The sequence below is a fragment of the Streptomyces sodiiphilus genome, assembly GCF_039529215.1.
GTDB lineage: Bacteria > Actinomycetota > Actinomycetes > Streptomycetales > Streptomycetaceae > Streptomyces > Streptomyces sodiiphilus.
Genome location: NZ_BAAAMJ010000076.1, coordinates 1 through 21,830, shown reverse-complemented (window position 1 = coordinate 21,830; position 21,830 = coordinate 1). Strand labels below are relative to the sequence as shown.

Genomic DNA, 21,830 nt, shown 5'->3' with positions numbered 1-21,830 from the left:
GGGGATCCAGATGAAGCGACCGACGATGCAGGACATCGCCCGGCGGGCCGGAGTCACCAAGGCCGCGGTCTCCTTCGCCCTCAACGGCCGTCCCGGGGTGTCCGAGCCCACCCGGCGCCGGATACTGGCCATCGCGGACGAGCTGGGCTGGCAGCCCAGCAGCGCGGCCCGGGCCCTGTCCGACGGACGGGCCGGGTCCTTCGGCCTGGTCATCGACCGGCCCGCGCACATCCTGGGCCTGGAGCCGTTCTTCATGCAGCTGATCTCCGGCATCCAGACGGAACTCACCCGCGACAGCACGCCGCTGCTGTTCACCATGGCCGAGGACCAGCAGGCGGAGATCGCGCTGTACCGCCGGTGGTGGGGGCAGCGTCTGGTGGACGGAGTCTTCCTGGTGGACCTTCAGGTGGACGACGCCCGGGTGCCGGTGCTGGAGGAGCTGGGGATGCCCGCGGTGGTGATCGGCGCCCCGGTGGGCACCGGCTCGCTGCCCGCGGTATGGAGCGACGACGCCGGGGCCGTGTCCACCGCCGTGGCCCACCTGGCCGGGCTGGGGCACCGCCGGATGGGCCGGGTGGCCGGGCCCGCGCACCTGCGGCACACACGTATCCGGACCGAGGCGTTCGACCGGGCCGTCGCCGCGCACGGGGCTGTGGGGCGGACCGTGGAGACCGACTACAGCGGTGAGCGGGGGGCCGCCGCGACGCGGGAGCTGCTGCGGAGCGGGGAGCGCCCCACGGCGATCCTCTACGACAACGACGTGATGGCCGTGTCCGGTCTGACGGCGATCCAGGCGCACGGTCTGCGGGTGCCGGCGGACGTGTCGGTGATCGCGTGGGACGACTCGGCGCTGTGCGAGCTGGTGGACCCGCCCCTCACAGCGCTGCGCCGGGACATCGTCACGCACGGGGCGCACGCCGCGCGCCGGCTGCGCCAGGCCGCGGGCGGCGCTGCCGTGGCCGACCTGCAGGACCCCGCGCCGGCTCTGACGCTGCGCGGCTCCACCGGTCCCGCTCCGGCCCGGGAAGGGGCCGGGACGTTCTGAGCCGTCCGGCCTCGGTTCCGCCGCCGCACCCGCGCGGGCCGGCGGGCCGACCCCGTGGTCCGGCCCGCCGGTACTCCCCCGCGCCGGATCGGCGGCTCGCGGGAGCGCCGTTGGCTCAGCCGAGGCGCACGGGCAGCGCGTGCGGACCGCGGATGAGCATGCCCTCCCGCCACCGCAGCGCCGCGGGGGCGGTGTCCAGGGCCAGGCCGGGCACACGGTCCAGCAGGGTGCGCAGGGCGATACGGGCCTCCAGGCGGGCCAGCGGGGCCCCCAGGCAGAAGTGGGCGCCGTGACCGAACGCGAGGTGGCCGCGGGGCCGGCGCCCGATGTCGAAGCTGCCAGGGTCCGGGAACCGCGCCGGGTCCCGGTCGGCGTCGGCGATGGCGGCCAGCACGATCTGGCCCCCGCCGGGGATCACGGTGCCGCCGATCTCGTAGGGCTCACGGGTGAAGCGGGTGGTGGCGGCCAGCACCGGCCCGTCGTAGCGGAGCATCTCCTCCACCGCGTCGTCCAGCAGGGACGGGTCCGCGCGCAGCCGGTCCAGTTGTGCGGGATGGGTCAGCAGGGCCAGCACGCCGTTGGTGATCAGGTTGACGGTGGTCTCGTGACCGGCGATGAGCAGCAGCCAGGCCATGCCGAGGAGCTCGTCCGCGGACAGCCGGTCGCCCTCCTCGTCGGCGGTGTGCAGCAGCGCACTCAGCAGGTCGTCGCCCGGGTGCTCGCGCTTGGTGTCCAGCAGGCCGGTCATGTACTGGTTCACGGCCCCGGCGGCCGCGGCCTTCTCCTGTGAGGGGGCGTTGCCCAGCAGGGTGCCCGACCAGTCCCGGAATCTGTCGTGGTCCAGGAACGGCACGCCGAGGAGTTCGCAGATCACGGTGATCGGCAGCGGAAAGGCGAACTCGGCGACCAGGTCCGCCCGTCCGTCCGGGGCCGTCTGCAGGGTGTCCAGCAGCCCGTCGGCGATCTCCTGGACCCTGGGGGCCAGGGCCTCGATGCGCGCGGGGGTGAACTCGCGGGCGACCAGCCGGCGCAGCCGGGTGTGGTCCGGGGGGTCGGCGATCAGCATGTGGTAGCCCGGGGACACCCGTACCACGGGCGCGTCCGGGGAGGCGTGGGCCCAGTCCTTGGACAGCCGCTGGTCGGCCAGTACGGTGCGCACCTCCCGGTGGCCGACGACCAGCCAGACCTCGCCCTCCTCCGTGCGGACCCGGTGCACCGGCCCGCGGGCGCGCAGACCGGCGAGGACGGGGTACGGGTCGGCGGCGAAGTCCGCGCCCAGCTCGATCGGTCCGCCGGCTCCGGAGCTGTCGCGGAGGGCCTGCGATGGGGGCGTTTCGGGCATTCCTGCCGTCCTGTGCGTAGGGGACCGGTCCGGTAAGCGTGCATCCGCCCCGGCTGTCCTGCCAGGGCGCGGGGCGGGTTCCGGCCACCGGCCCCGGCCGGACCGTGGCACGGCGGCGCCGCGAGCAGACCCGGGGGCCGCCGAGGACACGGGGCGGGCCCGGGGAGGCTCGCGGGCCCCGGAGCCGGTGTCGTCCCTGCGCACAGCGATGCCGGGACCGCTGGGCGGTCCCGGCATCGCTGCGTGGGGGGACGCTGGTTCGTGGGCGGTGCGGCCGGTCAGCAGTTCCGTGAGATCAGCCGGAACGACCGGTAGTGATCGGAGGTGTAGTAGTCCTCCTGGTGGGAGTTGCCTGTGACGATCCGGCGGGCGCCGCGGTGGTCCAGGCCCGGGGTCTCGACGGTGTACTCGCGGTAGTAGCCGGTGGGCTGCGGCGGCAGGAGTCCCTCGCGGTTGTAGAAGGTGGTGCCGTCCTGGGGGTACGGATAGGGCCCGCCCCTCGCGATCAGCGCCAGGGTGTCACGGGCCTGGGAGGGCAGGGCGCTGTAGCAGACGCTTCCGACGGCTGCCTTGACGGACAGCTTGGCGCGCGCGGCGGGCGGCGGCGCGGGCACGGGCCGTGGCGCCGCGGGAGCCGCGACGGCCGGTGCCGCGGAGACCGGTGCCGCGGAGACCGGGGAGAGGGAGGAGGGAGAGGCGGAGGAGACCGGCGCCGTGCCTGCCGCGGTGGCGGAACTGCCGGCGGCCGGCGCGGAGGAGGCCGGGGACGCGGTGACGGCCGTCGGCGCGTGCTCCGGTGCGGTCCCTTCGGCCGCCGCTGCCGTGCCGCCGCCGACGAGCAGCGTCGTCGCGAGAGCGCCGAGGGTACCGGTGCGAACAATCCGTGAACGGAGGCTCATGCCCATGCCAACCATGTGACCCGGGAGGAGCCCGATGCGTCAACCATGCGATATGGACATTGTGCGAAGGTTCCGCGCGAACGTCACACCCCGGGCACGTGCTGCTCGGCCGTCAGGTCCTGGTACCGGCCTGCCGGCCGGCGGAGCCCGTTCGCCGTGAGCGAACCAGGCACACGGGTGCGTGAACGGCGGCCGAAGGCCACCGGACCGGGCCCGCGCCGGGGCGCGCGGATGATCCCGCCGGAGGAGGACGCGTCGCTGACGGCCATCCTCCCTTCGCACGGTCCGCCGGGGCGGACACCCCGGTGGAGGGGAGCTTTCCGGAGGGGACCTGGGGCCGGCGCTCCGTGCGCCGCCGCGGCCCGGCCCGCCGGGCGACACCTGCCCGGGCGACACCCGCCCCGGTAGGCTCGCCACATCAGCCCGGAAAGGAACGCCACGTGCCGCCGTCCGACGAGCGCAGACCAGCCGCCGGCAGTGGCGGCGTCCAGTCCCTCGAACGCGCCTTCGCGCTTCTGGAGCACATGGCGGACGCGGGGGGCGAGACCGGGCTGAGCGAGCTCGCCGGGAGCAGCGGGCTCCCGCTGCCCACCATCCACCGGCTGATGCGCACGCTGGTCGCCTCCGGGTACGTCCGCCAGCAGCCCGACCGCCGCTACGCCCTGGGCCCCCGGCTGATCCGGCTCGGGGAGAGCGCCGCCCGCCCGATGGCCACCTGGGCGCGCCCGCACCTCGCGCGCCTGGTGGAGGAGACCGGCGAGACGGCGAACATGGCGCTGCTCGACGGCGACGAGGTCGTCTATGTCGCCCAGGTGCCCTCCCGGCACGCGATGCGGATGTTCACCGAGGTCGGGCGGAGAGTGCTGCCGCACTCGACAGGGGTCGGCAAGGCACTGCTGGCGCACCGGCCGGCCGCCGAGGTCCGCGGCATCCTGGCCCGCAACGGAATGCCGGCGGCCACCGAGCGGACCATCATCAGCCCCGAGGTGTTTCTCCGGGAACTGGAGAGAGTGCGGGGCGAGGGCTACGCGGTGGACGACAACGAGCAGGAGCTCGGAGTGCGCTGCCTCGCGGTGGTGGTGCCCGGCGCCCCGGCGCCGGCCGCGGTATCGGTCTCGGGCCCGTCCGGCCGGCTGACGGAGGCGGCCACCGAGAAGATCGTCCCGCTTCTTCACGAGGTGGCCCGTGACATCTCCGCCTCCCTCGGGTGCGGCACCTGACACCCCGGGCGGGGGAGGAGGGAAGGCGGGGTCAGAGAGCGGCGGCCAGTGCCTCGTCGGCCGTCCCGTGCACCGGGAAGACCTGGTCCAGCCCGGTGATGCGCAGCAGCTTGGCGACATTGGGCGCCAGCCCCACCAGGCAGACGGCAGTGCCGGCGGCGTCGGCCGCGCGATGCGTGGACACCAGCACGCTGACGCCGCTGGAGTCGCAGAAGGTCAGCGTCGAGAGATCGACGATGAGCCTGTCGTTCTCCGCCAGCGGAAGCTCTCCCACCGCGCTGCGCAGCAGAGGAGCGCTGTCGAAGTCGAGCTCACCGGCCACGGTCAGCACGCAGGTGCCCGCCTCACAGCGGCTTTCGGTTGTCAGGTACGGGTGATTCACCGGGTCTCCTGCCCGTTGGGTCGCGGTGGTCCGGGTCGCGCGGAGCCGGGGCGAGCGCAGCGGCGGCCCTCCGGCAGCTGGTTCCGCACCCGCCGGGACATCTCCCCGCTGCCCCGGCGGCGGCTGGTGCGGTCCGGCCCGCGAGGTCGCCGGCAAGCTCCGGCAAGTGGTCTTCACCGTACACGCACACCTTCCCCTTGCCCCTACCCGGCATCCGGCCCTTCAGCCGTCCCCTTTCCGGCAGGTGTTGCGCAGGCCCGGCCGGACCGGCACATCACAAGAACAAAAAGCACGCAAAGCGCGTGAAACGGTCGGGGTGGCACGCCTTCCACGCCCCGGCCCCGCCGCGCGGGCCGAGCGGGGGCCGTTGAACTTCCACAATGAGAAAACTAGTGTCCATTTTCCGTTCCACCCGAGGAGTGACCCACCGCATGTCCGAACCAGCGCCCGTCTCCCCCGCCTCCACCGTCACCGCGCGGGCCACCCCCCTGCCCCGGCAGGACGAGGTCCTCACCGGCCCCGCGCTCGCCTTCCTCGCCGAGCTCCACCGGAGCTTCACCGCGCGCCGCGACGAGTTGCTGGCCCGGCGGGCCGAGCGGCGCGCGGCGATCGCCCGCACCGGGACTCTCGACTTCCTGCCGGAGACCGCGCACATCCGGGACGGCGACTGGCAGGTCGCCCCCGCCCCCGCGGCGCTGCTCGACCGGCGGGTGGAGATCACCGGCCCGGCGGACCGCAAAATGACCGTGAACGCGCTCAACTCGGGCGCCCGGGTGTGGCTGGCCGACTTCGAGGACGCCTCCTCCCCCACCTGGGAGAACGTGGTGGGCGGCCAGCTCGCCCTGTCCGACGCCTACCGGCGCCGCATCGACTTCACGGACCCGGCCAGCGGCAAGAACTACACGCTGAAGCCGGACGAGGAACTGGCCACGGTCGTCATGCGGCCGCGCGGGTGGCACCTGGACGAGCGGCACCTGACCTTGGACGGCCGTCCGGTCCCGGGCGCACTGGTGGACTTCGGCCTCTACTTCTTCCACAACGCGCGCCGGCTGCTCGACATGGGGAAGGGCCCCTACTTCTATCTGCCGAAGCTGGAGTCCCGCCTGGAGGCCCGGCTGTGGAACGAGGTGTTCACCTTCGCGCAGGAGCGGCTCGGCATCCCGCACGGGACGGTGCGCGCCACAGTCCTCATCGAGACCATCACCGCCGCGTACGAGATGGACGAGATCCTGTACGAGCTGCGCGAGCACGCCTCCGGGCTGAACGCCGGACGCTGGGACTACCTGTTCTCCCTCATCAAGAACTTCCGGGACGCCGGGCCCGCCTTCGTGCTCCCCGACCGCAACGCGGTGACGATGACCGCGCCGTTCATGCGCGCCTACACCGAACTGCTGGTGCGCACCTGCCACAGGCGCGGCGCGCACGCCATCGGCGGCATGGCCGCGTTCATCCCCTCCCGTGACCCGGAGGTCAACGCCACCGCGCTGGAGAAGGTCAGGAACGACAAGGACCGGGAGGCCCGTGACGGCTTCGACGGCTCCTGGGTCGCACACCCGGGCCTGGTCCCGGTGGCCCGGGAGTCCTTCGACGCGGTGCTCGGCGACCGCCCGCACCAGAAGGACAGGCTGCGGGAGGACGTGCACGTCACGGCGGGCAACCTGATCGCCCTGGACACCCTGGAGGCCCGGCCCACCTTCGAGGGCCTGCGCAACGCCATCCAGGTCGGCACCCGCTATCTGCAGGCCTGGCTGGCCGGGCGGGGGGCGGTGGCCGTCTTCAACCTGATGGAGGACGTGGCGACGGCGGAGATCTCCCGCTCCCAGATCTGGCAGTGGGTGCACGCCGAAGTGGTGCTGGAGGACGGCCGCCGCGTCACCCGGGAGCTGGTCCGCGAGACGGCCGCGGCCGAGCTCGCGGCCATCCGCGAGGAGGTCGCCGCGACTGCCGGCGGCGGAGCGGCCGGTGAGCGGGCCTTCGCCGAGGACGGCTGGGAGCGCGCCCACGAGCTGCTGCTGCGCATCGCCCTGGAAGAGGAGTACGAGGACTTCCTCACGCTGCCCGCCTACCGGCTGCTCCCCTGAGAGCGGGCGGCGACCCCGGCCCCGCTGTCGCCCGGGCAGCGGGGCCGGCGGCGCCGTCCGGGCGAGGGCGGGGCCGATGCCGGGCGCATACGGAGACGTTCAGGTGAAAAATACCCCAGCGGGGTATACAGTCTGGGAGGAACCGAGCACCTGACTCACCCGATCCGAGGGGGCCGCGATGCGCGGGCACCACGAACACGAGAAGCCGCACGGTCACCAGCACGACCAGGAGCCACACCTCAAGCCCGACGACACCCCAAGACCCGGGCACGGAGAACACGCCGGCGACGGCGGGCACGGGGGCCATGGCGGGCACGGGGATCACGGCGACCACGTGGAACAGTTCCGGCGGCTCTTCTGGGTGATGCTGCTGCTGGGCATCCCCGTCGTCCTCGGCAGCGAGATGTTCGCCATGCTCCTCGGCTACTCGCTTCCCGATGTTCCGGGCATCTCGTGGGTGGCCCCCGTCCTGGGCACGGTGATGTACTTCTGGGGCGGCCGGCCGTTCCTCACCGGGGCCCGCGGCGAGCTGAAGGACCGCCGGCCCGGCATGATGCTGCTGATCTCCCTCGCCATCACCGTCGCGTTCGTGGCCTCCTGGGCGGCGAGCCTGGGGCTGCTCCACCACGAGCTGGAGTTCTGGTGGGAGCTGGCGCTGCTGATCGTGATCATGCTCCTGGGGCACTGGATCGAGATGCGTTCCCTGGCCCGGACCTCCTCCGCGCTGGAGTCGCTGGCCGCCCTCCTCCCGGACGAGGCGGAGCGCGTCACCGGGGGCGAGAACGGCGAGGAGGAGACGATCGTCACCGTTCCGCCGGGCGAGCTGGTGCTCGACGACGTGGTGATCGTCCGCCCCGGCGGCCGGATTCCGGCCGACGGCCGGATCACCGAGGGCACCGCCGATGTCGACGAATCGATGATCACCGGCGAGTCGCGTCCGGTGCGGCGTGCGCCCGGCGACCACGTGGTGGCCGGGACGGTGGCCACCGACACCTCGCTGCGGATCCGCGTCTCCGCGGTCGGCGAGGACACCGCGCTGGCCGGTATCCAGCGGCTGGTCACCGAGGCGCAGCAGTCCTCCTCCCGCGCCCAGCGGCTGGCGGACCGCGCCGCCGCCTGGCTCTTCTGGTTCGCTCTCTCCGCTGCCGTCGTCACCCTGGTGACCTGGCTGCTCGTCGGCTCCCCGGAGAACGCGCTGGTGCGCACCATCACCGTGCTGGTGATCTCCTGCCCGCACGCCCTGGGTCTGGCCATCCCACTCGTGGTCTCCATTGCGACCGAGCGGGCCGCCAAGGGCGGCGTCCTGATCAAGGACCGGATGGCACTGGAGAACATGCGCACCGTGGACACGGTGCTGTTCGACAAGACCGGCACCCTGACCAAGGGCGAACCCGCGGTGACCGGCGTCGCCACCTCGGCCGAGCACAGCGAGGACGAACTGCTGTCCCTGGCGGCGGCGGCCGAGTCGGACAGCGAGCACCCGCTGGCCCGGGCGATCGTCACCGCGGCGCGGGAGCGCGGGGTACGCATCCCGCGGGTCACCGGCTTCCGGGCATCCACCGGGGTCGGGGTCACCGGCACCGTGGAGGACGGCACACAGGTGCGGGTCGGCGGCCCGAACCTGCTGCGCGAACTCGGTCTGGAGCCGCTGCCCGCCTCCGACGCCTGGCGCAGTGAGGGCGCCACCATCCTCCACGTCCTGGCCGGCGGAGAGATCATCGGGGCGGTTGCCCTGGCCGACGAGATCCGCCCGGAGTCCCGGGTGGCGGTCGACCGGCTGCACGAACTGGGGGTGCAGGTGGCCATGGTCACCGGCGACGCGGAGCAGGTCGCGCAGGCGGTCGCCGCGGAACTCGGCATCGACCAGGTGTTCGCCGGCGTCCGTCCGGAGGACAAGGGCACCAAGGTCGCCGAACTCCAGGAGGCCGGACAGTCGGTCGCCATGGTGGGCGACGGCGTCAACGACGCTCCTGCCCTGGCCCGCGCCGACGTCGGCATCGCCATCGGCGCCGGCACGGACGTCGCCATCGCCTCCGCCGGGGTGATCCTGGCGAGCGACGACCCGCGCGCGGTGGTCTCCGTCATCACCCTGTCCCGGGAGAGCTACCGCAAGATGCGGCAGAACCTGGGCTGGGCGGCGGGCTACAACCTGGTCGCCGTGCCGCTGGCGGCCGGCGTCCTGGCACCGGTGGGCTTCGTGATGCCGATGGCGGTCGGCGCGGTCCTGATGTCGCTGTCCACCGTGGTGGTCTCCGCCAACGCCCAGCTGCTGCGGCGCCTGGACCTGTCCCCGGAGAACGTGGGAGCGGTCATGCCGTCCCGGACACCGGCGGCCGGTGAGGAGGAGGTCACCGCCGCAAGGCCCCGCTGAACCGCCGGCGGGCCGGTGCCGTGGCGTCCCCGACCTCACAGGGCGGTACAGCTAGCGGAGGGCTCCCAGCCACCTCAGGCCCTCGCTCAGATGGGCGAGGGCCCGGGGAGAGTCGGGCAGCGGCCTGACCAGGGACCGGAGTGTCAGCGTCAGTCCCCGCACGGCGGGGACTCCGCGCGCGGTGAGCAGGGGAACCGCGGAGTCGAGGTAGCCGGTGAACACCCTCGGGTCGCCGACGAAGACGCTCGCCGCGAGGAAGTCCAGCAACTGCCCGAGATCCTCCACCGTGGCGTCGTACTGCTCGGGCGTGTACGCGCTCATCGCGCGGAAATGCTCGTGCAGGTCGTCCAGAACGTGCCTCAGCAGGTCCGGCCGTCGCCGCACAAGTGCCGGATACTCCTCGGTGGACAGCCGGTCCAGGTCCGGCGTACCGGTCCGCTCCGGGGGCCAGCGCGCGGCAAGCAGATCCGCCGCCCGCGCGGCGCCCGTCGCGTACAGGTCGGAGCCCAGGGTCCGCGCCCAGACACCGTCCGGACCGAAGCCGGGCCCGCCGGCGAGCACCGGGGTCCCCGCCCGCTGCGCCCGGTGGATCACCCGGTACGCCTGCGGCAGGCGGACCGTCAGCATGCACGACAGCGCCACCAGGTCGGGCCCGTGCCGGTGCAGATAGGAGACCAGGTGGCCGGCGGGCATGTGGGCGCCCAGGAACCGGGTGCGGAACCCGCGCAGCCGCAGCACCTCGGTGAGAATGCGGGCGGGCAGAGCGTGCCACTCCCCGTCCACGCAGGCCACCACCACCGTGCCCAGTCGCTCGTCGGGGCGGACCGCGCGGGTGGCCAGGGCCAGCGCGGCCACGGCCTGCTCACTGATATGGGTGGCCGCGTGCTCCTGGGCGATGCTCCACTCGTTCGCCGCCCACCGCTCCCCCGTCCGCCGCTGGGCGGGAGCGATGAGCCCCAGCAGCACCGATTCGGGGGGCACGCCGTTGTCGAGCAGGTTCAGCACGAGTTCGACGGCCGGTTCCCCGTCCGCCTCCGCCAGGGCCCGGTCAAAGGTGTCACGCACCTCGTCCGTCAGTGCGGTGCCCGCGTGCGTGCTCATCGTCCTTCCTCCTTGATGCGCTCCCCGACGGGGTGGGCCCTGCTGAGGTGCGCCTCAGCAGAGGGCGGGGCGGCCTGCACGGCCAGGACGGCGATGTCGTCGGACACCTCCCGTTCCCCCAGCCACTCGCTGACCAGCAGCTCGACACGCTCGGCCACCGCCCCGGCGGGCATACCCCCGCAGGCCGACAGCTGCTTGACCAGCCGCTCCTCACCGAACATCCCGGAACCGGTGCGGCCCCCGCGGGCTTCTGTCACGCCGTCGCTGTAGAGCAGCAGCAGCTCGCCGGGGGCCAGCAGGACCCGTTCCCGGGCGAAGACCGGGTCCGGGAGAACACCGACGAGCGTGCCGCCGATCTCCACCGGCTCCACCCGCCCGTCCCGGCGCAGCACCAGCGGGTCGAGGTGACCGCCGCCCGCCACCACCACGTCCAGGCCGCCCTCCCGGTGCGGACGCGCCGACCCGGTCACCAGCGTGGTGAAGCGGGGTTCGCCCGCTTCCAGCATCACCGTGTTGAGCAGCTCCAGCACCCGCACCGGGCGCCGCTCGACGAGCGTGAGGGCACGCATCGTCTGCCGCACCCGGCCGGTGAGCACCGCGGCTTCCACCCCCTTCCCGCAGACGTCGCCCAGGAAGAACTCCACCCCGCCGCCGCTGCGCCGGCAGACCTGGTAGTAATCCCCGCCGATGTCCAGCGCCCCGCGGGCCGGACGGTAGGCGGCCCCGAGGCGCACCCCGGGCACGGCTTCGGGCAGTGGCTGCGGCTCCAGACCGGCGTGCAGCGCCTCGGTGGTCCGGGTCTGCCGGGTGTAGAAGTCGGCCGCCGCCAGCGCGGTGCCCGCCTGGGCGGCGAACCTGCTCGCCAGTTCCACATCCGTTCCCCGACCGCCGGGTGCGGCAGCACTGCGCCCCGGGCCGAGCAGCATGAGGGCACCCGCCGGATCACCGCTGCCGGACAGCGGGACGAGCAGAGCTTCCCCGTCCTTCCCGTCGCCCGGCGGGAGGCGGCCGGTGATCACGTGCAGGGCGTCCAGCTCCTGCCGGGGGCAGGGGACGAGGCGCGGGTCCAGGCCGGAGAGCGCGGCGGCCACCCGCGGAGTGCGGTCCAGGGTCTGAACGGGGACCTCGCCGGAGTACTCCGCGGAGCCCGGGCCGGCCAGGTGCCAGGGCACCCGTGGGCCACGCGGCGGGAGCAGAAGGGCCGCGGTCCGGGCCAGCTCCGGCACCGCCGCACGGACCAGGGCCCGGGCGGCGCGGGTGTGATGCAGCGAAGCGGCCACTTCCCCGCGCGCCCGGGCCAGGAAGGCCGAACGGGAGCGCTCGGCCAGCAGCGCGTCCTCCCGCTCCCGGACCGCGCTGGCGTCGCGCACCAGCCACACCGTCCGCCCTTCGACGACGGTCCGGTGCCCGACCAGCCGTCGCCCCGCGAAGGGCGCGTCGAAGGACTCCTCCCCGCGCTCGGCGGCCCCGGCCAGCGGCCCGGCGGCCGGCCCGGAGAGCTTCTCGCCCGCTCGCAGCCGGGGAAAGAACGTCCTCGCCGCGCGATTGTGTCCGCTCACCACGCCGGAGGGGTCGCAGACCACGACGGCCTCGCCGATCAGGTCCCAGGCGCCCGGCGGCAGATCGGCCGGGGGGCGGCCGGGCTCCCGCCCGGGGGGCGGCCGGCGGCCGGCGGGGGCGGTGACCCGCGGTGCCGCGGGGTGCGAGGGCCCCGGCGGGCGGCCCTCCGGCGGCCCCCGCCGGGCGGGCCGTTCCTCCCGGCTCCCGCCCGTCACCGGTACCGGCTCGCGCCTGCGGCCGGCTCGCCGCCCCGGGGCGGGGCAGCGGCACGGACCGGATGGAGAGGGCCGGACGGGAAGTAGGTCTTCATCACTGCCACCTCGCCAGTGGGACAACCCTGCCTCTCTCGAGGCTAGCCCCGGGAGCGGTGATCCGCGATCCGGCCGGGTCAGGATCTGCCGGCGATCACGGCCGGGCGGTGGCCTCGGTACGGACAGCCCGGCCGCGCCCTCAGTTCCGCTCGGTACGCCCTGCGGGGATCCGCACCGTCGGCGGCGCGGCGAACAGGTCCACGGCCTCCCGGAGCCGGCGCACGTCCGGCGCCAGCGCGCTGACCGAGCCGATCGCCGCCACGACGAGCAGCAGGGCGCGGCGCAGCGCCGTGGCGTCGGGCAGCCCGGCGCGGGCGACGACCTCCGGCCGCGTGATCATGTCCAGTACGGCGAGCTCCCGCTCGGCGACCCTGCGGTCGGCCAGCGGCGCGGCGTAGCCGTCGAGCTCCTGACGCAGCTGCGCCACCGCGTCGTGCAGGGCGGGCAGCCTCGGGTCCGTCCCACTGTCCGCGGCGGTGTCCGCCGAGCTCACGGCTTCGCACTTTCCTGCTGCCATTCGCCCTCCCCTGCTGTCCCTCATCGAGGCGTCCGGCGAACCGGACCAGAAACAGTAAATATCACTGTCCGCGCATCACGCCATACGGAGGGCAAAATTCCCTGCCACATTCCGGTGAACGCGCCCCCTGTGCGCCCCCCCGTACGGGCAACACGCCATCGTTCCGGGCACAGCTTACGCTGCTTCGGCCCTCCGCGCCGGAGAAACCGGGGTGAACCGAGTCGATTCCGGTACCAGGAGCGGCAGATGCCCCCTGTCGCGCCCGCGCTCGACCCCTGGACGGCGGATGCACCGCCTGCCTCCCCCGCGAGTCTCCGTGCGCCCGCGGTGCGCCTGCCGCCCTTCCCCCGATTCCGGGCACGGTGGCGGTCAGGGTCCGGCTGCGCCGCCTGTCCGCGCCGCGGACCGCGGATCAGCAACGGCGCACGTGAGCGTCGCCCGCGCCGTGCGCTTCCGGCGCCGGTCCGGCCTCCCCGAAGCGGGCACCACCGCCCCGCGCCCGGAGCGCGCCCCCACGCCACCGGACGTCAGCCCGCCGGGGCCCTCACCGGGCCGCGACTTGTGAATTCTTTCACCCACCCCTCTTGGCCTGCCCCGCCCCTTCGTGCTGAGATGCCTGCACACCTGCATACGACCATCGGCTCGATGACGCGCCTGGGGAGGGCATGTGGCGGAGACCGCCATACCACGTACGGTTCGGCCGACGGTGAAGGATCCACTCGACAGCGCGGTATGGCGGCTGCGGTCACGGGGGTGCTGGGAGGACGCCGCGGCCCTGCTGGAACCGGCGGCCGGCCAGGCCCCGGCCGCCGCGCTGCTGCGCGCCGAGCTGCTGGTCGAGCGCTGCATGTACACCACCGAGGGCTGGGAGCGGGCGGAGGACGCCCTGCGGGCGGCCGAGTCGCTTCCCCTGACGGACGACGAGCGGGGCGCCGCGGCCTGCACCCGCGGGTATCTGGGCTATGCCGCCACGCTGCTGAAGGTACGTGACCGGGCCGACGAGGCCCGGGCCGCGTTCGGGCGGGCCGCCGCGCTGCTGGCACCCGACGCGCCGGGCCGTGCGCTGCTGGACCTGCGGCGCGGCCTGATGGCGCAGCACGTGAGCCGCAACCCGCAGGCCGCCGAGGCCGGCTACCGCCGGGCCCACGCCGAGGCGCTGAAACGGGGGGACGCGCTGCTGTGCTCCTCCACCTGGCGGCACCTGGGGGCCCTGGCCCTGGAGAACGGCGAGCCGGCCGAGGCCCGGCGCGGCTTCGCCGAGTCGCTGCGGCTGCGCGAGGAGACCGGATTCCTGGTGGGCATCGCACCCGCCCTCGTGGCGCTGGCCGAGGTGCAGCCGGAGGCGGAGGCCCAGCGGCTGCGCGCCGAGGCCGGGCGGCTGTTCCGGCTGCTGGGCGGCGTCCCCCGCTGGCTGGCGGCCCGGCTGGCCGCGGACTGAGCCGCGGGCCGGGGGCGCCTCACGGTCCGGCGACGTGGCCGCGTGCCAGACGCTCGGCCGTCTCCAGGTCCCGGCGGCCCAGTGCGTCCAGCAGGACCAGGTGCTCCTCGGCGTCGGCGCGCAGTTCGGCGGTGCCGGGCAGCCGGCCCGGGGGGACCCGGCACTGGGCGCGGCGGTGCAGATCGCGGGCCACCGCCACCAGTTGCCGGTTGCCGGTCAGCGACAGCAGCGCGCAGTGGAACTCCCGGTCCGCCTCCGCGTAGCCGGCCCGGTCGCCGAAGGCCGCCGCCCGCACCGCGGCCTCCGCCTGCGGACGCAGCTCGCTCCAGCGCTCGGCCGGCAGCGAGCGGGCGAGCCCGAGCACGGCGGGCACCTCCAGCGCGGCCCGCACCTCGGCCAGCTCCTCGGCGTCCCGGGCGCTGTGGGCGGCGACCCGGAAGCCGCGGTTGGGCACGACCTCGACCGCCCCCTCCCCGGCGAGCTGCTGCATCGCCTCGCGCACCGGGGTGGCGGAGACCCCGTACTGCTCGGCGAGCGCCGGGGCCGAGTACACCTTGCCGGGGGCCAGCTCGCCGTCGGCCAGTGCCCTGCGCAGGGCGTCCAGCACCTGGGCGCGCACCGAGTGCCGCTGGGGCAGCGTCCGGGTGCGGGCGGGCGTCCGGGAGAGCGGACGAAGCCGCGGCGGGCCGGAGGGCTGGGGGGTGCGCGCGGGGGGCGGAGCCTGCGCGGGTGCGACGGGCCGTACCGCCGTCGCGGCCGTCCCTATGACCGGGTCCATTGTGCTGCGCTCCATCCGTCCGCTCCTGTCCCCTCCTGCCCCCTCATCGCCCCAATCCCGAAGACCTTAGAGGCAGACGCGCCCAGATCAAACCCGTCGGCCCGGCATCTTGCCCCAACACGGACTCAGGTAAGGTAAGGCTTACCTACTCCCGATCTTCGGATTCCGGTGGCCCCATGACCATTCCCGCCCTCGCTCCGGCCTCTCCGCTCACCCCGGCCTACGCCCGCGTGGGCCAGGCGCTGCCGCCCTACATGATCCAGGAAGGCGCCCCGGGGGACGCCGCCGACTGGGTGTCGGGCGCCGGCCTGGCGCGGGGCGGTGAGGACCTGGCGGACTTCGTCGCCCACGACGCGCGGCAGGTCGTGCGCACCTACGGCCAGGAGGCCCGGCCGCAGGTGGCGGCCACCTTCGCCCTGCACCGCTACGCCTGGCCCGCCGGGCTGCTGTTCACGCTGCCCTGGTTCCTGCTGCGCCGCGTCCCCCATCTGACCCCCGGGGACGTGTTCCTGCACCGGGAGGAGCCGCGGGTGGCCGTCCGGGCAACGGAGTTCAGCTGCCTGCCGGACGATCCGGCGTCCGGCCACCCGGCGGCCCGGGTGGTCCGCGACGAGGAGACGCTGCGGGCGACGGTGCGGTCGGCGGCGGCCGCACACCTCGGCCCGGTGATGGAGGCGTTCGGGCCCCGCATGCGGCGCCGGGGGCGCGCGCTGTGGGGCATGGCGGCGGACGAACTGACCGACGGCCTGTGGCTGCTGGGCCGGCTGCTGGGCGAGGAGGAGCGGGCCAGGCAGGAGGCGGAGCTGCTGCTGCCGGGCGGCACCGCGCCGTACGCCGGGGGCGCCTCCTTCCGGGACCTCACCGGCCCCGACGGGGAGCGGCTGGTCACCCGCGACCGCGTGAGCTGCTGCCTCTTCTACACCCTGCGCCCCCAGGACACCTGCGTCACCTGCCCGCGCACCTGCGACACCGAGCGCATCGAACGACTGTCCGCCGAACGCCGGTAAGTTCGCCGCATTTCACCCGGACCGGCCCCCGGCTCCCGGGAGGTGGCCGCCTCTTCTCCCGAACGCCCTTATCATCACGCCGACTTGCGCGAGGATATGCCCGTGGCAGGCGGCCCACCCGGTGACACCGCGGCCGCTCGGAGGCATTAAGCTCAGCGCCCTGCCGCTTCGCAGCTCCGCTCCGCGGACCCATCCTTCTCTACCGGCCTGTCCGGCCGGGCCCTTCCGGGAGATAATTGATGACATTGACGGACATAGGGGCCAGCTGGGTGCTGGCGGGAGCCGTACTGCTGTGCGGCTTCCTGGGAGCCGTCGCCCTCCTCGCGCGCGGCCGCCGGAACACCGGCGAGAGCGCCTCCGCCCAGGCCGATTCCTGGGAGCTGATGGAGGAAAGACGCCGGCGCAAGGAACGCGTCTACGCGGTGGCCTCCTACTCTCTGCTGTTCTGCTGCGCGGGAGTGGCCGCCGCTCTGTCGTTCCACGGGCTGGTCGGCTTCGGCCGCGAGAACCTCGGCCTGTCCGGCGGCTGGGAGTACCTGGTCCCCTTCGGCCTGGACGGCGCCGCGATGTTCTCCGCGGTGATCGCCGTGCGGGAGGCCAGCCAGGGCGACGCCTCCATAGGCTCCCGGATGCTGGTGTGGCTCTTCGCCGGCGCCGCCGCCTGGTTCAACTGGGTGCACGCCCCCCGCGGCGACGAACACGCGGGCGCCCCGCACTTCTTCGCCGGCATGTCGCTGTCCGCCGCCATCCTCTTCGACCGGGCCCTGAAGCAGACCCGCAAGGCCGCCCTGCGCGAGCAGGGCCTGGTGCCGCGGCCGCTGCCGCAGATCCGGTTCGTCCGGTGGATGCGGGCCCCGCGTGAGACCTTCGGCGCGTGGTCGCTGATGCTGCTGGAGGGCGTGCGCACCCTGGACGAGGCAGTGGAGGAGGTCCGCGAGGAGCGCCAGCGCAAGGAGACCGAGCGGGCCCGGCAGCGCGAACAGCGGAAGCTGGAGCGGGTCAGGATGAAGGCGATCGGCCGCCACAACCCGCAGGTGGAGGTCGCGCTCACCAAGGCCCCCTCCCCGCCGGAACCCGCCGCACTCGAGCCGGCGGGCGTCGGCGACCGGGGCGGCCGGCCCTCCGACTCCGGGTTCGCGGCCCCGCGGCTGGATTCGCTGGAGGAGAAGCTGGCCAAGATCGAGCGACGCTTCGGCTGACCCGGCCGCCGGAGAACCGGCCGATCCGCAAGCCTCCCGCTGCCCCGGCGCACCGCACGCGAAGCGGCCGCACCGGGGCAGCGGCGCGTCCGGCCCGAGGAGCACCGCGACGCCGCATCAGGAAAGCGGGCCGGGGCCGGAGGCGGCGGGCGGCGCCTCCGGCGGAACCCGCAGGGCCCCCGAGACGCTCTCGTCCAGCACCACTTCGGCCCGGACCGCCAGCCGGCCCAGCTTCTCCCCCGCCGAGAACAGCTCCCGGCCGACGGCGGAGTTCACCGCCCCCGCGCCCGCCGTGCTCAGCGCGACGGTTCCGCCCAGGCTCACCGCCCCCTCCGGGGTGACGAGCAGCGAGCCGTCCCGCCCGAAGGTGCCCAGCACCACCGTGCCGCCGCCCCCGGTCAGCGCCGTGACCGTGCCGTCCGCGAGATCGACGGCGAGGCCGGTGACAGCCGCACGGGACCGGCCGTCGCCCGCGACGAGCTCGATCCCCTCCGCCGTCACCAGCTGACCGCCCAGCAGCGCACCGTCGGCGGCGAGAAGGTGACTGCGTTCGTCCAGCGCCAGCGCCAGCGCCGGCCCGCCGCCCCCGGACGCCCGGTCCCCGTCGGCCACGGCGACGACCAGCCCTCGGGACCTCAACCGGGCCACCACGGCCCGGGCCGGCTCCACCGTCACCTCCCCGCCCGCCAGCGGGACGGTGACCGCGTCCCGGACCGGGTCCGCGGGATGGTCCGCGCCTGCGATACCGCCCTCCGCCGCCGGCCGGGACACGGACCGGACGGGGTACGCAGGCCCCGGCACAGCGGCGGCCGGGCCACTGACCGGCCCGGAGGAGAGGCCGTCACCGACAGCCCTAGGCCCTTCCACGGGCAGGACACAGGCGACGCAGACCAGCCCGGCGGCAACGGCCGGAGACCACCGCCACCGGCGGGACGCGCGCCGTCCGGCCCCCGGAGACGGCCACGGTCGTAGTGGAGGCATGGGGCACGGTTCCTTCCTGAACTGCGGCGTACCGGTGTGCCGCGTCACCGCGCCGCGCACCGGATCCGGCTCCCTCGAGCCTCTCGCGCCCCGGGCCTTCGCGCGCGCCGGGAACCCACCCGCTGACCCGACCGGGCCACCGTTGACGTACCGGGCGACGGAAAGCACCGGGGAACCGCTGCCCCACGCGCGCCACGGTCCGTGATCGGGCAGCCTGGACTCCATGGCGTCATGGCAGCTGCTCCTGATGGGACTGGTGGTGGTCTTCGGGCTGCTCGGCGCGGTGCTGCCGGGCGTCCCGGGACCCGCCGTCGTCTGGGCGGCGGTCTTCTGGTGGGCGTCGGCCGAGGACTCCTCACGCGGCTGGTGGGTCCTGGTCTCGGCCACCGCCATCCTGCTGCTCAATCAGGCGGTGCAGTGGCTGCTGCCGGTCCGCAACCGCCGCGTGCTGCGCTTCCGGCGGCGCCAGCTCCTGGTGGCCGGCGGTACCGGCACCGCCGGGTTCTTCCTGCTGCCGGTGGTCGGCGTGGTGCCCGGCTTCCTGGCAGGCCTGTACGGCTGGGAGCGACGACGGCTGGGAAGCCACGGAGCCGCCCTCTCCTCCACCGGAGCCATCATGCGCGCCGTGGGCCGGAACATCTTGGTGGAACTGACGGCCTGCCTGCTGGTCACCGCCCTGTGGCTGACCGCACTGATCTGGGCCTCCCCCACCTGACACACCCCGAGCCCCGGCACCCCACGCCGCGCAGCTGCCCTCTCCACGCCGACCGACCCCGCCCCCTGTTGCCGTTCTCGTGGCTCCGCAATGGGACCTCCGGCCTCCGGGCCCCGGGGGGCGGCCCGAAGGCCGTCAACTCCTGAAGGTGCGGATCAGGGAGCTGACCTCGCGCAAGTGGAGCACCGCGATGGATGAACGCGTCGCGAGGATCAGCCCGGGCTATTCGGCAGAATTGGTCGAGTTGGCGTCCTGACAGCAGAAAGGTGTCGCTGACCTGCAAGGATGCGAGTGTCTAGATCGTATCCGGTGCAGGAGTCAGGACACCTTTCTGGTGAGTGAGCGTACAGGGTGGGACCGGGGGCTGTCCGTAACGGCCGACGGTAAAGGGCTGGTCGGGCATGCGGGGGCGGTGTTGCTGCGGAAGCTGGCGGACCGGGTGGGGCTGACGGGAGGGCTTGCCGGGGTGCTCCCGTCGAGTACGGCGGCCGGGTGGCGGGAGCGGGCCGGGGTGCTCGTCCAGCTCGCCGTCGCGACGGTGCTCGGGTCGCGCAGTCTGCTGGAGGCCGAGCGGCTCCAGTTCCCTCACCGGGGCCTGTTCGGCCCCGCGGTCTCGGACTCGACGATGCGCCGGCTGCTGGCCGGACTGGACGACAAGACCCTGCGGAAGATCGCGAAGGTCCGGCGCCGGGTGCGCCGGCACGTGTGGACGCTGCTCCACCTGCGCCCTGGCGGTTTCCCCTGGCTGACGGTCGCCGGACGGAGACTGACGGGCTGGATCGTCGTCGACCTGGACGCCACGGTCATCACGAGCGCGTCCCGCAAGGAAGGGGCCGCGGCCACGTTCAAGGGCACGTTCGGGTTCCACCCGCTGGGCGGCTGGTGCGCGAACACCGGTGAGAGCCTGGCGATGGAACTGAGGGCGGGCAACGCAGGGGCAAACACCGTGGACGATCACGTCCGTGTCCTTGCCGCCGCGCTGGACCAAGTCCCGCACTCCTCCCAGTCGAAGATCCTTGTCCGCGTCGACGGCGCGGGCGCCACCCACGGGCTGCTGGACCACCTTCAGGCGCTGAACACCAAGCGACGCACGGTCCGTTACACAGTCGGCTGGAAGATCACGCCCGAGGACGAGGCGGCGATCGCCAGGCTCCCCGAACGTGCGTGGGAGACCTCGCTGAAGCAGGACGGTGACCTCCAAGAGGGCTACCAGATCGCGGAGCTGACAGGGCTGAGCACCCGTGACGGCTGGCCGGAGGGCATGCGGCTGATCGTCCGCCGCGTACGCCCCTCGAGGCGGCACATGAAGAAGCTGACCGCCTTCGAGCACAAGACCGGCTGGCGCTACTCGGTCACGGCGACGAACATCCGGCACATGTGGGGCATCGCCGGCTCCCATCAGATCCAGTTCCTCGACGCCCTGCACCGCGACCACGCCGAGGTCGAAGACCGCATCCGCACCGGCAAGGCCATGGGCCTGCGCAATCTGCCCTCACAGGCCTGGCAGATCAACACAGGCTGGATGCTCGCCGCGAACCTCGCCTGCGATCTCGACGCCTGGCTCCGTCTGCTGACCCTGCACGACAGCGACAACCTGGCGGATGCCGAACCGGACACCATACGCTTCCGCCTCTATCATCTGCCCGCCCGCCTGGCCCGCCATGCCCGCCGCCGGTACCTGCGCATCGAGCGGACCTGGCCCTGGTCCGAGGCTTTCACCACCANCACCCAGCTGCCGGCCGTCACCTGACGGCCGGCAACGCTCCGACGAGGCCCAGGAAGGAGAAGAACCCCGCAGTCCCCGGGCCCGTGGAACCCGGCGCAGCCGCAGCGTCACGCGACGACCCGCCCTACACCCGCCAAGGACAATACGGGCGAACCATCGGACCGATCAGCGACCGAACCCCGCTGACAAATCGAGGTTAGCGGCGATTCAGAGCCGATGGCAGGCTGAGGTGCTCCATTTACAGCGCAGTCGACTTTACAGTCGGCGCATACAAGGACGCACTCATTTCAAAGATTCAGCTTCCGCATAATTCTCCGCAATCATACCTCGAAAAAATTCGCGGAAACTGGAGTATCTTTCGATTTCCCCTCCCGCAATCCAAGCGACTACTGCCGGACGGCCCGGGACGCTCGCGCATGACATGGCAAAAATGTCGATATCTGCCCGTGAGGCGCCAATGGGAATCAAGTGGCTCGAGTTTGCGGCGAGCCGAACATCGCCTTCAGTCTCGATTATGTGCAGCAATTCTTTGGCTTCGACATAGGGAAGAGTGCCAAAGTCTGCAGTTCCGAAGAGATCGATATCCTGAAGAATTGCTGGCCAGCCATTTGAATGCAGCAAGAAATCAGCGTACTCGGGATCCACGGCGCAACATGTTACCATAGCAATCTCTGCGACCTGTTCCGGCGTGGCCGGAGGCTGGCGCGGCTCCTGTCGCCAGAGCCCATCTCCATCGTTCATCGCAAGGCAGCGTTTAGCTGCTTCCATTTCCCTAAGAAGTTCTGGCCAATCACACACGTCGCTCACACTATCCACCGTTACCCACCAAAGTGAACCTTACGGGACTGCACCCTACCGGGCAGCGTTGGCCCTGGGCAGAAAGGCTGCTATTCACCCGCTTCGTCATGTCGATCCAGGCAGGAGGCCTGCCATGCCCCAGCCACATCGCATCCGGCGCATGCCCGGCAACTCCTGAATAGGGCGTGCCAGCCACTGCTGCACGACGCCGCTCTCTTGCTGCCTCCCGCGCAGCTTCTCTCCTGATCGAACCAGCTGTAGAGACCCGGCCCGTGGGGGATATTTCTCCCCTCGCAATGGCGCCGTTGGCCGCATCGACATAGAGGATGTCTCATGTGGTGATTGCGGCCAGTCGTTTG

General features: G+C 73.3%; 17 protein-coding genes and 1 pseudogene. 9 read left to right on the top strand and 9 right to left on the bottom strand.

Annotation, left to right across the window (positions count from 1 at the left end; translation table 11 throughout):
• Positions 1-10: 10 nt before the first annotated feature.
• Positions 11-1,045, top strand: a complete 1,035-nt coding sequence (locus ABD299_RS23415; protein WP_344266280.1) for a LacI family DNA-binding transcriptional regulator — start codon at positions 11-13, stop codon at positions 1,043-1,045.
• A 115-nt stretch (positions 1,046-1,160) separates the two neighbouring features.
• Here ABD299_RS23415 and ABD299_RS23410 read toward each other — a convergent pair whose 3' ends face one another.
• Both ABD299_RS23410 and ABD299_RS23405 read right to left on the bottom strand, forming a co-directional pair.
• A complete protein-coding gene (locus tag ABD299_RS23410) occupies positions 1,161-2,387 on the bottom strand; it encodes a cytochrome P450 family protein (protein ID WP_344266277.1) in 1,227 nt (408 codons plus the stop codon).
• Between the two features lie 278 nt (positions 2,388-2,665).
• Positions 2,666-3,058: pseudogene (locus ABD299_RS23405) on the bottom strand (guanyl-specific ribonuclease); the annotation flags it as partial.
• 668 nt (positions 3,059-3,726) lie between these two features.
• On the opposite strand from ABD299_RS23405, the gene ABD299_RS23400 reads away from it, so the two are divergent.
• Entirely contained in the window at positions 3,727-4,506 is a 780-nt protein-coding gene (locus tag ABD299_RS23400; RefSeq protein WP_344266274.1) for an IclR family transcriptional regulator, read from the top strand.
• A 31-nt stretch (positions 4,507-4,537) separates the two neighbouring features.
• Here ABD299_RS23400 and ABD299_RS23395 read toward each other — a convergent pair whose 3' ends face one another.
• Positions 4,538-4,888 (bottom strand): STAS domain-containing protein, encoded by a 351-nt coding sequence (locus ABD299_RS23395; protein WP_344266271.1) that lies wholly within the window; start codon positions 4,886-4,888, stop codon positions 4,538-4,540.
• Positions 4,889-5,319: 431 nt separating this feature from the next.
• Between ABD299_RS23395 and aceB the strand changes: the two genes are divergently transcribed.
• Together aceB and ABD299_RS23385 are read left to right on the top strand one after the other, a co-directional pair.
• The gene (gene aceB / locus ABD299_RS23390) at positions 5,320-6,969 is read left to right on the top strand and encodes a malate synthase A (RefSeq protein WP_344266268.1); all 1,650 of its coding nucleotides are present in this window, start codon (positions 5,320-5,322) and stop codon (positions 6,967-6,969) included.
• A gap of 178 nt (positions 6,970-7,147) precedes the next feature.
• A complete protein-coding gene (locus ABD299_RS23385; protein ID WP_344266265.1) occupies positions 7,148-9,340 on the top strand; it encodes a heavy metal translocating P-type ATPase in 2,193 nt (730 codons plus the stop codon).
• A gap of 51 nt (positions 9,341-9,391) precedes the next feature.
• On the opposite strand, the gene ABD299_RS23380 is transcribed toward ABD299_RS23385, so the two are convergent.
• The 3 genes from ABD299_RS23380 to ABD299_RS23370 all read right to left on the bottom strand — a co-directional run bounded on the left by ABD299_RS23380 (position 9,392) and on the right by ABD299_RS23370 (position 12,829).
• Positions 9,392-10,441 carry a cobalamin B12-binding domain-containing protein gene (locus ABD299_RS23380; RefSeq protein ID WP_344266262.1) on the bottom strand — a complete coding sequence of 350 codons (1,050 nt, stop codon included), beginning with the start codon at positions 10,439-10,441 and terminating at the stop codon, positions 9,392-9,394.
• Positions 10,438-12,216, bottom strand: coding sequence for a PP2C family protein-serine/threonine phosphatase (locus ABD299_RS23375; RefSeq protein WP_344266259.1), 1,779 nt, complete (start codon positions 12,214-12,216; stop codon positions 10,438-10,440). The genes ABD299_RS23380 and ABD299_RS23375 overlap by 4 nt, the downstream gene beginning before the upstream one ends.
• 235 nt (positions 12,217-12,451) lie before the next feature.
• Positions 12,452-12,829, bottom strand: a complete 378-nt coding sequence (locus ABD299_RS23370; protein WP_344266256.1) for a DUF5955 family protein — start codon at positions 12,827-12,829, stop codon at positions 12,452-12,454.
• Positions 12,830-13,496: 667 nt separating this feature from the next.
• Between ABD299_RS23370 and ABD299_RS23365 the strand changes: the two genes are divergently transcribed.
• Complete coding sequence (locus tag ABD299_RS23365) at positions 13,497-14,267, top strand: hypothetical protein (protein ID WP_344266253.1); 771 nt, start codon at positions 13,497-13,499, stop codon at positions 14,265-14,267.
• Positions 14,268-14,286: 19 nt separating this feature from the next.
• Here ABD299_RS23365 and ABD299_RS23360 read toward each other — a convergent pair whose 3' ends face one another.
• Positions 14,287-15,060: a GntR family transcriptional regulator gene (locus tag ABD299_RS23360; RefSeq protein ID WP_344266250.1), complete on the bottom strand. Its 774-nt coding sequence runs from the start codon at positions 15,058-15,060 to the stop codon at positions 14,287-14,289.
• A gap of 161 nt (positions 15,061-15,221) precedes the next feature.
• Between ABD299_RS23360 and ABD299_RS23355 the strand changes: the two genes are divergently transcribed.
• A complete protein-coding gene (locus ABD299_RS23355) occupies positions 15,222-16,052 on the top strand; it encodes a (2Fe-2S)-binding protein (protein WP_344266247.1) in 831 nt (276 codons plus the stop codon).
• A gap of 239 nt (positions 16,053-16,291) precedes the next feature.
• The gene (locus ABD299_RS23350; RefSeq protein ID WP_344266244.1) at positions 16,292-17,251 is read left to right on the top strand and encodes a DUF2637 domain-containing protein; all 960 of its coding nucleotides are present in this window, start codon (positions 16,292-16,294) and stop codon (positions 17,249-17,251) included.
• A gap of 117 nt (positions 17,252-17,368) precedes the next feature.
• Here the strand turns inward: ABD299_RS23350 and ABD299_RS23345 are convergent, their stop codons facing one another.
• Positions 17,369-18,022, bottom strand: coding sequence for a hypothetical protein (locus ABD299_RS23345; protein ID WP_344266241.1), 654 nt, complete (start codon positions 18,020-18,022; stop codon positions 17,369-17,371).
• Positions 18,023-18,455: 433 nt separating this feature from the next.
• Between ABD299_RS23345 and ABD299_RS23340 the strand changes: the two genes are divergently transcribed.
• Positions 18,456-18,947, top strand: coding sequence for a DUF456 domain-containing protein (locus ABD299_RS23340; protein ID WP_344266238.1), 492 nt, complete (start codon positions 18,456-18,458; stop codon positions 18,945-18,947).
• 334 nt (positions 18,948-19,281) lie between these two features.
• Positions 19,282-20,697: an IS1380 family transposase gene (locus tag ABD299_RS23335; RefSeq protein WP_344266236.1), complete on the top strand. Its 1,416-nt coding sequence runs from the start codon at positions 19,282-19,284 to the stop codon at positions 20,695-20,697.
• Between the two features lie 258 nt (positions 20,698-20,955).
• Here ABD299_RS23335 and ABD299_RS23330 read toward each other — a convergent pair whose 3' ends face one another.
• Positions 20,956-21,480, bottom strand: coding sequence for an SMI1/KNR4 family protein (locus ABD299_RS23330; RefSeq protein ID WP_344266233.1), 525 nt, complete (start codon positions 21,478-21,480; stop codon positions 20,956-20,958).
• Positions 21,481-21,830: the final 350 nt, after the last annotated feature.

Bases quoted from the DNA above. Each gene is read 5' to 3' on its own strand.
- ABD299_RS23415 (WP_344266280.1), top strand. From the start codon at position 11: ATGAAGCGACCGACGATGCAGGACATCGCCCGGCGGGCCGGAGTCACC.
- ABD299_RS23410 (WP_344266277.1), bottom strand. From the start codon at position 2,387: ATGCCCGAAACGCCCCCATCGCAGGCCCTCCGCGACAGCTCCGGAGCC.
- aceB (WP_344266268.1), top strand. From the start codon at position 5,320: ATGTCCGAACCAGCGCCCGTCTCCCCCGCCTCCACCGTCACCGCGCGG.
- ABD299_RS23385 (WP_344266265.1), top strand. From the start codon at position 7,148: ATGCGCGGGCACCACGAACACGAGAAGCCGCACGGTCACCAGCACGAC.
- ABD299_RS23380 (WP_344266262.1), bottom strand. From the start codon at position 10,441: ATGAGCACGCACGCGGGCACCGCACTGACGGACGAGGTGCGTGACACC.
- ABD299_RS23370 (WP_344266256.1), bottom strand. From the start codon at position 12,829: ATGGCAGCAGGAAAGTGCGAAGCCGTGAGCTCGGCGGACACCGCCGCG.
- ABD299_RS23360 (WP_344266250.1), bottom strand. From the start codon at position 15,060: ATGGAGCGCAGCACAATGGACCCGGTCATAGGGACGGCCGCGACGGCG.
- ABD299_RS23355 (WP_344266247.1), top strand. From the start codon at position 15,222: ATGACCATTCCCGCCCTCGCTCCGGCCTCTCCGCTCACCCCGGCCTAC.
- ABD299_RS23350 (WP_344266244.1), top strand. From the start codon at position 16,292: ATGACATTGACGGACATAGGGGCCAGCTGGGTGCTGGCGGGAGCCGTA.
- ABD299_RS23340 (WP_344266238.1), top strand. From the start codon at position 18,456: ATGGCGTCATGGCAGCTGCTCCTGATGGGACTGGTGGTGGTCTTCGGG.